8 protein-coding genes and 1 tRNA gene are annotated in these 12,020 nt (G+C 43.9%); 3 read left to right on the top strand and 6 right to left on the bottom strand.

Features of this window, described 5'->3' with window-relative positions; genetic code table 11:
* Window positions 1-265 precede the first annotated feature (265 nt).
* Complete coding sequence (locus IQ276_RS11655; RefSeq protein ID WP_190880257.1) at window positions 266-769, bottom strand: anthrone oxygenase family protein; 504 nt, start codon at window positions 767-769, stop codon at window positions 266-268.
* Window positions 770-905: 136 nt separating this feature from the next.
* Here IQ276_RS11655 and IQ276_RS11650 point away from each other — a divergent pair, with 136 nt between their 5' ends.
* On the top strand, window positions 906-2,165 hold the full coding sequence (locus IQ276_RS11650) for an alkaline phosphatase PhoX (RefSeq protein ID WP_193924077.1): 1,260 nt from the start codon (window positions 906-908) through the stop codon (window positions 2,163-2,165).
* Between the two features lie 584 nt (window positions 2,166-2,749).
* Here the strand turns inward: IQ276_RS11650 and IQ276_RS11645 are convergent.
* The 4 genes from IQ276_RS11645 to modA all read right to left on the bottom strand — a co-directional run bounded on the left by IQ276_RS11645 (window position 2,750) and on the right by modA (window position 5,564).
* Window positions 2,750-2,823, bottom strand: a tRNA-Met gene (locus tag IQ276_RS11645).
* 244 nt (window positions 2,824-3,067) lie between these two features.
* Window positions 3,068-3,739 carry a PEP-CTERM sorting domain-containing protein gene (locus IQ276_RS11640; RefSeq protein WP_235115594.1) on the bottom strand — a complete coding sequence of 224 codons (672 nt, stop codon included), beginning with the start codon at window positions 3,737-3,739 and terminating at the stop codon, window positions 3,068-3,070.
* Window positions 3,740-4,025: 286 nt separating this feature from the next.
* On the bottom strand, window positions 4,026-4,643 hold the full coding sequence (locus IQ276_RS11635; RefSeq protein WP_193917745.1) for a DUF642 domain-containing protein: 618 nt from the start codon (window positions 4,641-4,643) through the stop codon (window positions 4,026-4,028).
* A gap of 66 nt (window positions 4,644-4,709) precedes the next feature.
* Window positions 4,710-5,564: a molybdate ABC transporter substrate-binding protein gene (gene modA / locus IQ276_RS11630; protein WP_193917743.1), complete on the bottom strand. Its 855-nt coding sequence runs from the start codon at window positions 5,562-5,564 to the stop codon at window positions 4,710-4,712.
* 925 nt (window positions 5,565-6,489) lie between these two features.
* Between modA and IQ276_RS11625 the strand changes: the two genes are divergently transcribed.
* Together IQ276_RS11625 and ilvD are read left to right on the top strand one after the other, a co-directional pair.
* Complete coding sequence (locus IQ276_RS11625) at window positions 6,490-8,631, top strand: beta strand repeat-containing protein (protein WP_193917741.1); 2,142 nt, start codon at window positions 6,490-6,492, stop codon at window positions 8,629-8,631.
* A 192-nt stretch (window positions 8,632-8,823) separates the two neighbouring features.
* On the top strand, window positions 8,824-10,509 hold the full coding sequence (ilvD, locus tag IQ276_RS11620) for a dihydroxy-acid dehydratase (protein ID WP_193917739.1): 1,686 nt from the start codon (window positions 8,824-8,826) through the stop codon (window positions 10,507-10,509).
* A 44-nt stretch (window positions 10,510-10,553) separates the two neighbouring features.
* On the opposite strand, the gene rppB is transcribed toward ilvD, so the two are convergent.
* The gene (gene rppB / locus IQ276_RS11615) at window positions 10,554-11,990 is read right to left on the bottom strand and encodes a two-component system sensor histidine kinase RppB (RefSeq protein ID WP_193917737.1); all 1,437 of its coding nucleotides are present in this window, start codon (window positions 11,988-11,990) and stop codon (window positions 10,554-10,556) included.
* Window positions 11,991-12,020: the final 30 nt, after the last annotated feature.

Genomic DNA, 12,020 nt, shown 5'->3' with positions numbered 1-12,020 from the left:
AAACCTGCCTTGAAAATAGGGAGTAGGGAGTGGGGAGTGGGGAGTAGGGAAAAGAAATTTTCATTGTTCCTTGTGAACGCAGCTTATGGAGTCTCTTGCAAAAGTCATTCTTTGCGTTCTCTTCTCTGCGCCTGGGCGCCTCTGCGTGAGATAAAAACTTATTTATGCAAGAAGTCTATTGAGAAGAAACTTCTGGAGCAGACGGGAAAGACTTGCTACAACTTCCCCTCTACTTCTGAAGCTCCCTCAGTCAGCATAAGCAAAGTTATGATTGGATTGCTCGATAGCAGAGGGCGATGGTGAAGGATGCCGCTGCTACTAGCGCCGCCGCTGCTCGAATGTGATTCCAGGTTGTCCAGTTGGTAAGATAGCTAGACCATAAATTCACGCCTACGGTGCTACCTGGCTCGACTTTTGCCAGCGCATCATTGAGCGGCACATTACACACGATAGTCACGCCTAATGTGCCGACGAGATAGAGCAGGCTACCGAGTAGCAAGTAGGCAGCACCGGGTTGATGCCACTTTAACAGTGAAAAGACTAAAAGAACGATGCAAGCCGCAGCCGTTCCAAACAGCACTAGCATAAACAACGGATTGATCGCTGTGATATTGATGGATTGCATAGCCGCAATGCCCTGCACCGGCTCAAGTCGGGCAAGGGCATTCATCACAAAGGTGGAGAAGGCAAAAAAGACTCCAGCCATCAGCCCACAGCCCAGTGCCGCGAAAAGCTTTAAGACAAAAAACGAGTTGTCAAAAGTTACCATAGAACCTCCTGGAAATCACTGTGCTTGAATAATCTTTTTTTAACCTCTTATTAATTAAAAAAACTTGCTCCTCCCAGATAATTGAGGCTGGCATTTGCAATAAATTAAGCCTCGTCAAAACATTAGGGAGTATACATTGAATCTATCTAGACGTCAGTTTTTTACGCTGGCAGGGGCATCAGCTACAGGTGCTGTCCTTCTATCTCCTTTGCAAGCATTCTATGCTAAACCCGCGATCGCTGCGGGTCCCTACGGTAATTTAGTGGCCGACCCCAACGGAGTATTAGATTTACCACCTGGATTCACCTACCGCAGACTATCCGAAACAGGTCAAACGATGAATGATACTTACCGGGTACCTGGTGGTCACGATGGTATGGGTGCTTTTGCAGGATCTAATGGCAATACGATTCTAATTCGCAACCACGAACTCACTCCCACTTCTAGCAATGGTTTGAGCGCTCCCAGTGGCAGCAAGTACAACTCAAATGCGAGGGGCGGTTGTACTAAATTGGTTGTTAGTCCTTCCCGTACCTTGGTAGAACATCGGGGAGTCCTAGCGGGAACCATTCGCAATTGTGCTGGTGGTCCTACGCCTTCAGGGTCCTGGTTAAGCTGTGAGGAAACTTTTGAAACTAATAACGGCAAGAAGCATGGTTATGTGTTTGAAGTTCCCAGTAGCGCAACTACTTTTGTTACCCCCGTCCCACTAACAGCTATGGGGCGTTTTAATCACGAGGCTGCCGCTGTAGACCCCAACACAGGGTATATCTACATGACGGAAGACCAAGGAAACGGGCTTTTCTACCGCTTCATTCCCAACCAAAGCAACAATCTGAGTGCTGGCGGCTTGCTATACGCATTAAAGATTACGGGGTCGTCTGGAATTAACACAGCTACAGGTTTCCCAAAAAATACGCCTAGAGCGGTCGAATGGGTACAGATTAACAATCCCGATCCTACCTCTGATACCGTTAGAACAGAAGGGTATAACAAAGGTGCTGCCAGGTTTTCAGGTGGGGAAGGCATCTTTTATGGCAGTGGTTATGTCTACTTCACTTGCAAGAGTGGGGGTAGTTCTGGAGATGGGCAAATCTGGCGTTATTCGCCCGCTAATAATACCGTTGAACTCTATATTGAACCCAACAATTCTGGTGTGCTAGACAATCCAGACAATCTTGTGGTTTTCCCCAACCGGGACATCTTCCTTTGTGAAGATGGGGATGGAACGGATTACATTCTGGGCATCACTTCCAGTGGCAGTCTTTACAAGTTTGCTAAGAATGCCCTCAACACATCAGAGTTCGCCGGGGTGTGTTTCTCCCCCGATGGTCAGACGATGTTTGTCAACATACAGAGTCCAGGAATAACCTTTGCTATTTGGGGACCCTGGTAACCCTACGTTCTGTTTCAGCCCAGTCAGGTTAGAGAACGATCGCCCTAGCTGGGCTACTACCATAGACTTCTTGCATAAATCAAAAAAAGAACCCCACCCCGCCTTTGACTTACGTCAAAGTCTCCCCTAAGAGCCTGCGGGGAGGAGCTGGGGGTGGGGTGTTAGGGGACTTTTGCAAGAGACTCCATGAGCTGCACTCACAAGGAACAATGAAAATTTCTTTTCCCTACTCCCCACTCCCCACTCCCCACTCCCTATTTTCAAGGCAGGTCTTATGATTTCAGATCGGGAAAAAGAGTTTATCGGCTGACTTGGGCGGTGTTCGGTGTGCGCCAAAGTATTTCTCATTACGTAACGCAGCCATTCCCGTAAAACTTGCGGAATTTGCTCTTTTTGTTCCTTGTTCAGGGTGCTGTAAAAGCTAATGCTCGGTGCGTCACCCCGACAGGCAGCACTGTTGTGAGCATCCCCATAGCTAGGGGCTACTCAAATGCGCCGACAGAGTTATTTAACCCTGTTTTCGCGATCTAGGGAGAGCAAAAGTACAAAACAGGATATTAGCCGTATTTTGATAATTTTTAAAGTGGCTCAGGTCGGAGTTGAACCAACGACCCCAGGCTTATGAGTCCCGTGCTCTAACCAACTGAGCTACTGAGCCATGCTTTTTAGTCATTTACTAGTATATCATACAAATTTGCTCAAGGCTAGTCTCTTTTGCAATTAGTTTTTCTAGCTTGAAAAAGGGAGTAGGAGTCTAGCAATGCTAAACTCCCTCCTATGTTCAGATCCCAAACCTTAATGTTTCATCTTCGCTGGCGGTAGCAATTTTGTCGATTCCAGATTTTCATTGTTTTGTCAGCCCTGCCAGTTCGGGGGGTTTACGGTTTTGGCAATGAGGTTAATCAATTCGAGAGTTTATCAGGTGGTAATGGTAGCGATCGCTTTTTCTTCAGCCAAATTCCTAGTAATCCTACAACTGCTATTCCTCCAATGGTTGATGGCTCAGGCACAGGTTTGACACTCACATTATCTAAATACAAAAATGCATATTTATCTACAGACCCAAACTTTAACTCTGTGGATGATGAGTCTGCTGTGAAATTGAACTTATATGGTGTGTAGGGTTGGAAAGAAATATTTGTTTGATCAAAAATTTTATTTCCACCTACAAATGCTTGGAACTGATTATCAAGGTCAGGTGCCTCAGCTATAGATGCTAAATAGTAACTAAGTTCGTATTGCTGACCAGGTTGTGTGGAAAGCGTCTGTGATATGTAACTGAGGTCTAAAAATCCAGCAAGTGACAAACCCTGATTACCGCTTTGAGGAAAATTGCTGATTCTAATCCCTGATGTATCCATCGGATCGCCAGATTTAGTCCATCCTGTAATATTAGGATTTGTAACGTTGGGATTGTTAGGATCTACGAGGGGGTCGAGTTCAAACCCTCCATTATAAACTATGTCTCTAATATCTAGAACATAGTTGGCATCGTATTGTGCTTGTGCTACTGGAATATATGTACCACTAATCACAGCAGTACTAGCTAAGCTAGTGGTAAAACTAAAAACCATTATTGAGAGTTTTTTAGTTAATTTCATGAAACTTGACTCCAAATCATTCCAAATTCCGACAGTTAAAACAAGTTGATAGTTACATCTATGCTGGCTCTAATTGGTGTTAATAAAAATAAACACTTTATCCAGGTTTATGAGAGTTAGTTATGCACCATAGATAATCTTTCCATAAACCGATTATGGAGTTTTTTAATCAGATGAATTTCAGTGGTATTCTCAACAGAATAGAGCCAGATATCGTTTGGGAGTTTAAGAGAATTAAGGTTAGCTTGCGATTTGTGGTTTATTCATTCTCAGGATCGTCACATACAGAGTTTTCTCCTTGTTGTTCTGTAGATTTGACACTCACATCATCCAAATATAAAAATGCATATTTGGCTCTGGAAGCAAACTTGATCTCGGTGGATGTTTCTTTGGCTTTAAAATAAAACGTGTATGGTGTGTAGGGTTGGTGATAAGTATTCTTTTTCCAACAAACCCTGTTTCCACGTATAAAAACCTTAAATTTATTATCCAGGTCAGGTGCTTCCTCTGTGGATGCGAAATAGAAAGTAAGTCGGTAGTGTTGATTAACAATTGTAGGGATAGTCTGTGATATGTAGCTCAAGGCTGTAAATCCACCAAGCGATAAACCTTGGTTACCAGTATTAGCAAAATTGTCAATCCTAGTACCTGATGTATCTATCGGATCGCCAGTTTTAATCCATCCTGTAACATTAGGATTTGTAGCGTTGGGATTATTAGGATCTACGAGTTGGTCGTTTTCAAATCCCCCGTTGATAATCAGTTCTGATCCTTCTGCTTGTGCTGCTGATTTATAAGTATTGGTAATCACAGCAGTATGAAGGAGAGCAGTGGTCAAACTACAAACAATAATTGAGAGTTTTTTAGTGAACTTCACGAGACATAACTCCAAATAGTTCAAAATTCACGACGACGAGTACTTGATTGATTTACTTTCTGGTGATTAAGGCAAGATAAACCCGTAAGTATTTTTGAAGATATTCTGGGCAGTAGTACCACTTAAGTAGGTAGAAAAACTCTGTGCCGTCGATAAAACTGTAGTGTTGGCGAGTATACCCAGTGGATAGACAATCGGATCGCTCTCTGTTGTTAAGGCAGTTTCTACGACTCTTACCTTGCTAGAAATGGCAGCATCGGTTTTGTAAACGGCACCTGCATCAATAGTTTTATTTACGCCTCCAACTACAAGAGTTTTATTTTCAACAGCAGTTAAGACATTACGCACATTGCTAGCAAGGTAGGTTTTAGGACTAACAGTAGTGAAAATACCTCGGCTAGTAAGAACTTGTTTGGCATAATTTCCTGCTGGTACAAGTGGAGGAGTACCTGTGTAGTCACCTATAGCGATGCCGGTAATGTTGGCGTTAGTCAAACCATTGAAGCTAGTGAGAGCAGCACTACCAGCACTAACAGGAGGTGTTGTAGGAGCGATCAAAACTAGACGGTTTTTGACAATGTTTTTACGGCTACCTGCAACCAATTTACTTGGGGTTGCATTCTGCAAGACATCCATTTGGTCGGTAGCAGCAGAAATGAAAATATCTGCTGTTGCTCCTGCTTGTATTTGGCTCAATAAGGTACCAGAAGCACCAAATGTATAAACAATGTTGACGCTTGGGTTAGCACTTTGGTATTGAGTCTTAATGTCATTGAGCGCGTTTGTTAAGCTGACAGCAGCAAACACGTTAAGTGTGGTTGTAGAGTTTGCTGGCGATAAATTGACAAACTGTAAGCCTATTACCAGCATCATGCTGGCAACTGCCGTAGCCATCCAAGCAACAAGTCTTCTTCTGTTCATGAAAGTTATAGTTTGAGATGAAATCCCATCACTCGCATCATTGATACCTGGAAACAAACAACCGAGCCAGAATCGCCCAAAGCGTTTCTGACGATGGAAATTGATGATTTTCCAGTAGGTTTACCTAAATAGAGAGTAAAAGGGATAGAATGATGAAATTGTACCAGTAAAGTAGGTATCTACCAAATTATTTGGTAGATAAACCATGACAATTGAAGTATGAGTTTGTAATTTACTCAGGTCAGTTGCATTAATAAAAATCCTGTGATATCTGAATAAAGGTTAAAACTATGGACTTATGAGCTTTGTAGCCCATGTTTACTAAATAGAGGCGAGTAGCCAATTAAATACCAACTAAGTTTAGTTCAAGGTTGAGGTTGGTAATTTACTGAACACTGTTAATTAGCAACAAACAAGGGAAATAATCAGGTTTAGAGTTAACAATCACCGAAACAGCACTCCTGAAGATTATTTGATTGACTGGCGATCGCTCAGCAGACTAGAATCGATTGAAAAGCAGATTCCAAAAGGATTTGGTGAATTCTCTACAGTCCAATAAACTGAAAAAATTTTTCCTCGACCGAATTTTTCTCTCACGAATGTAAATAGTACCCTTGGGGGTACTACCATCACCTGTTACTCCGACATAAAGTAAAAGCATCTCAAAAACGCATACAGATGGACACGAGAAAAGCTGCTTCTTCCTTAGCAGCCTGGTCTTACAACCAGCGAAGACATTAACTGGTGGCACAGTTTTTGATGCCAACATCATTGATATATGCAGTGCTTCTCAAATCTTCAGACTTGGCGGTAACAAACTGCTTCAATCACGTCTGATTGAGCTGTCTGTTCATTTTTCTTCCTCCTTTGCTTGTGAGGAAGTGATGGGATGATTTTTTTACCTTATAAATTTAGGAGAAATAATATGGCAGTTATTTTCGGCACTATAAATGGTGATTCTTTACCTGGAACAGCGGGAAATGATTCGATATTTGGTTGGGCTTTTGGTGATAATGCCAATAGTGTCTCTGGTAACGACAACTTAGATGGTGGGGCTGGTAACGATAGTCTTTTTGGTGGGACGGGAAGTGACACCCTCAATGGCGGCAGTGGGACTGACTTAACCGACGGTGGTAGTGGTAACGATCGCATCATTGATAGCGACGCCGTGAACTTCGATAATCATAATGGTGGAGATGGGGTTGACACAATTGATTATTCAGGCGTGACCTTCGGTTCAGGATTAGTCACTATCAACTTGGCAACAGGTGTCACTTCTGTTAGTAGTGGCAATACTGAAACCATCCTCAACTTCGAGAACGTTGAAGGTAGTCAGGGCGGTGAAACGATTATTGGCTCCTCTGGCAATAACGTTCTCAACGGCAATGGCGGTAACGATACAATTAATGGTGGTTTGGGCAACGATATCATCGATGGTGGTATCGGCAACGATAGTCTTGTTGGCGGTAGTGGCAACGATACCATCAATGGGGGCGCTGGGGTTGACTCAACCAATGGAGGTAATGACAACGATCGCATCATTGATAGCGACGGTGTGAACTTTGATGTTCATAATGGTGGAGATGGTGTTGACACAATTGATTATTCAGGTGTCGTCTTTGCTCCAGGAGTGACCATTAACTTGGCTACAGGCGTTACTTCTAGTGGTGGAAATACTGAGACTATCAATAATTTCGAGAACGTTGAAGGTAGTCAGGGTGGTGAGACAATTATTGGCTCCTTTGGTAATAACGCCCTCAATGGTAATGGCGGCAACGATACCATCAATGGTGGCACTGGGGTTGACTCAACCAACGGCGGTAGTGGCAACGATCGCATCGTTGATAGCGACGGTGTGAACTTTGATGTTCATAATGGTGGAATTGGTGTTGACACAATTGATTATTCAGGTGTCGCCTTTGCTCCAGGAGTGACCATTAACTTGGCTACAGGTGTGACCTCGGTTAGTAGTGGGAATACTGAAACCATCCTCAACTTCGAGAACGTTGAAGGTAGTCAGGGCGGTGAGACAATTATTGGCTCCTCTGGTAATAACGTCCTCAATGGCAATGGCGGAAACGATACCATCAATGGTGGCACTGGGGTTGACTCAACCAACGGCGGTAGTGGCGACGATCGCATCGTTGATACTGACGCTGTGAACTTCGATGTTCATAATGGTGGAGTTGGTATCGACACAATTGATTATTCAGGTGTCTCCTTCGGTTCAACAGTCACCATCAACTTGGCGACAGGTGTGACCTCGGTTAATGGTGGTAATACTGAAACTATCAGTAACTTCGAGAACGTTGAAGGTAGTCAGGGCGGTGAAACGATTATTGGTTCCTCTGGCAATAACGTCCTCAACGGCAATGGCGGCAACGATACCATTAATGGTGGTGCTGGGGCTGACTCAACCAACGGAGGTAGTGGCAACGATCGCATCGTTGATAGCGACGGTGTGAATTTCGATGTCCATAATGGTGGAATTGGTGTTGATACAATTGATTATTCAGGTACTACCTTTGCTTCAGGAGCAGTCACCATTAATTTGGCGACAGCTGTCACCTCGGTTAATAGTGGTAATACTGAAACCATCCTCAACTTCGAGAACGTTGAAGGTAGTCAGGGCGGTGAGACAATTATTGGCTCCCTCGGCAATAACGTCCTCAATGGCAATGGCGGTAACGATACTATCAGAGGCGGGAGTGGAACTGACCTTCTCACGGGCGGTTCAGGTAACGATGTGTTCGATTTCGACTTTGTTTCAGACAGTCAACCTGGTGTGTTGCGAGATGTGATCACTGACTTCGTTGGCAACGGTAACTTACTAGGCGATCAACTCGATCTATCTGGCATTGATGCTAACCCCTTCCTAGCAGGTAACCAAGCCTTCACTTACATTGGGGCTGCTGCATTTTCTGGAGTGGGTCAGGTTCGTTATTCAGGAGGCATTATCCAAGGTAACACCAATTTCGATTTTGCCGCCGAGTTTGAGATTCAGCTCCAAGGATCGCCAGTGCTATTCGTAGCAGCAGCAAATCCCGCAAGCGATATTATCCTGTAATTTAACGTAACTCCAAGAAATAAATTATCCAATATTGTGGAGTGGGCATCACAAAATCGCATTGCTCCTTCGTGGAGAGAGGTAAGTTTAACTTGCCTCTCTGTTTTATGTTGTTCGATCGCGCCGCCCAAGCATGAGAAAATTAGGTAATACAATCGCAGTAGTTGCGATGATGGCACGGAAGGAAAAAAGATGTCGGAGAATTTGAGAAGCCAAATTGTCACCCAAGGAGTGCAGCGATCGCCAAATCGAGCTATGCTGCGTGCAGTTGGTTTTAAAGATGAAGATTTCAACAAAGCCATTGTAGGTATTGCCAATGGCTATAGTACAATCACTCCCTGCAATATGGGGATAAATCAACTGGCACAAAGAGCAGAAGTTGGGATTAAAGCGGCTGGCGCGATGCCGCAAGTGTTCGGTACCATTACCATTAGTGATGGAATTTCAATGGGAACTGAAGGGATGAAATATTCCCTGGTGTCGCGGGAAGTGATTGCTGACTCCATTGAAACCGCCTGTACCGGGCAAAGTATGGATGGTGTGCTGGCCATTGGTGGTTGTGATAAAAATATGCCAGGAGCAATGCTGGCGATCGCCCGGATGAATATTCCGGCTATTTTTGTTTATGGTGGCACCATTAAACCCGGTCACTACAACGGACGCGATTTAACTGTTGTCAGTTCTTTTGAAGCTGTTGGTCAATACAGTGCTGGAAAAATTGACGAAAAGGAATTATTACAAGTTGAAAGTCTAGCTTGTCCTGGTGCTGGCTCCTGTGGGGGGATGTTCACGGCTAACACCATGTCTTCTGCTTTCGAGGCGCTGGGCATGAGTTTGCCCTATTCTTCCACAATGGCAGCCGAAGATGCCGAAAAAGCCGACAGTACAGAAAAATCGGCGTTTGTTTTAGTGGAAGCCATTCGCAAACAAATCTTACCGCGGCAAATCATCACCCGCAAATCTATCGAGAATGCCATTTCTGTAATTATGGCGGTGGGTGGTTCCACAAATGCAGTGTTGCATTTTTTGGCGATCGCTCATGCCGCAGAGGTAGAGTTAACTATAGACGACTTTGAAACTATCCGCGGTCGTGTCCCCGTTTTGTGCGATTTAAAACCAAGTGGGAAGTATGTAGCTACAGACTTGCACAAAGCTGGTGGGATTCCCCAAGTGATGAAAATGCTACTTGTGCATGATTTATTACATGGAGATTGCGTAACTATCACAGGTCAAACTATTGCAGAGATATTAGCAGACATTCCAGAAGAACCATCCGCCAACCAAGATGTGATTCGTCCTTGGAATAACCCGATGTATGCCCAAGGACATTTGGCGATTCTCAGAGGAAATCTGGCAACGGAAGGGGCTGTAGCTAAAATTACCGGGGTAAAAAACCCAGTAATTACCGGGCCTGCACGGGTATTTGAATCGGAAGAAGCTTCTTTAGATGCGATTTTGGCGGGTAAGATTCAAGCTGGTGATATTCTAGTCGTCCGCTACGAAGGACCTAAGGGCGGGCCTGGAATGCGGGAAATGTTGGCTCCTACCTCAGCAATTATCGGTGCTGGCTTGGGCGATGCCGTAGGATTAATTACCGACGGGCGCTTTTCTGGCGGTACTTACGGGATGGTGGTTGGTCACGTTGCACCAGAAGCAGCAGTTGGAGGAGCGATCGCTCTTGTCGAAGAAGGTGATAGCATTACCATTGATGCACCCGCTCGCTCATTGCAGTTGAATATCTCTGATGAAGAATTAGCCCGGCGTCGTGCAAATTGGCAACCTCCAGCACCACGTTACACTAAAGGCGTATTGGCGAAATATGCCAAGTTGGTATCTTCTAGTAGTGTTGGTGCGGTGACGGATTTGAATTTGTTTTAAACTAGGAGTGGGGACTAGGGATTAAATTCTTCCCCAATCCCCAATTACTGGGAACTGTCTTTAGAAGTACTTATCATCCTGCCCAATAATTTTCTTCGGAAACTATTAAATGGGTAAATAGAGCGTACACTATGGAGTGGGCGGATATCGAAAGGTAACTTAATAATAAAAGTGCTACCTTTGCCGCATTGACTTTGCACATCTATAGTGCCTTGGTGTGCCAAAACAATTGCTTGGGCGATCGCTAATCCTAATCCAGAACCGCCAGTGCTACGAGAGCGATCGCTATTCACTCGATAGAAGCGGTCAAAAATCCGAGTCAGATCCTGTTGGGGAATACCAATGCCTGTATCTTGAACCTGAATCACAGCATAATGCTCACTACGGTCTAAATAAACAGTTACCTTTCCTGTTTGTGGTGTGTATTGAATTGCATTAATAATTAAGTTAGAAAACAAGCGATAAAGCTGATCTGCATTACCAATGACATCCAAAGGAGTTGACACCCGTACAAAAGATGTTAGCGTTACACCTGCTGCGATCGCTAACGCTGCAAATTCCTCTATTAAGTCATTAATAATATCATCCAAGCAACAAATTTCTTGTTGCGTTGGCACAGATTGACGATCCAAGCGAGTCAGCAGCAATAAATCTGTAACCAGAGTTGTGAGTCGTAGATTCTGACGGTGTAGGGTTTGTAGAATGTCCCGCGCTTCTGTTTCATCTAATTGAGACATCATTAGTGCGGATTCTACTGTTGCTTGTGTTGCTGCTAGAGGTGTTCGCAATTCGTGTGCGGCATCTGCTGTAAATTGTTGGACTTGTTTATACGAGCGATAAATCGGCTGCATTGCTAATCCTGCTAACCACCAACTAGCAACGCCAACCAGAAGCATGATGATTGGCAATCCCAATCCTAAAGTGAGTTTTACCGCAGTGAGATAACTATTAAATTCTGCTAGACTTCGCCCTACTTGAATGTAACCCCAATCACGATTTTCTTGGGTATGCAGCACAAAAGAAATTTGATGATAAAAGTTGCCTTTGCTGTCTTTAAGGGTTTGCCAAAGTTCTTTATTCAAGACTATAGGTAATCCTTCTGGATAAGTTCCTGCGATCGCAATTAAGCGTCCGGAATTATCGAAAAAACGGACATAATAATTACCTTGATTAATTGCACTTAAAATATGGCGATTAGAACTTAATTGCTCTTGAATGCAGCTAGTGCCAACTACACAAATATTAGGTAAAAGCTTCTGTATAACTGGTTCTAATTTACCAGGTTGCTGTAATTTAAGTTCAATTGTATCGTGTAATGTTCCTGCGACAGATTCCAGTTCACGGTCTAATGTCATCCAATGAGCATGAGAAATTGCTCTGTAGATACCGAATCCGCACAGGCTTAAAATCAGAGCCATGACGAGCGCATACCACAGCGCTAAACGCAAGCGGGTTTGCTGAAACAGTTTATTTTGATTCATCTGGCCTTTGTATGGGAACACTACAAAATA

This window comes from Desmonostoc muscorum LEGE 12446 (assembly GCF_015207005.2).
Taxonomy (GTDB): domain Bacteria; phylum Cyanobacteriota; class Cyanobacteriia; order Cyanobacteriales; family Nostocaceae; genus Nostoc; species Nostoc muscorum.
The sequence above is the reverse complement of the archived record's forward strand: the minus strand, read 5'-3'. Positions and strand labels throughout refer to the sequence as shown.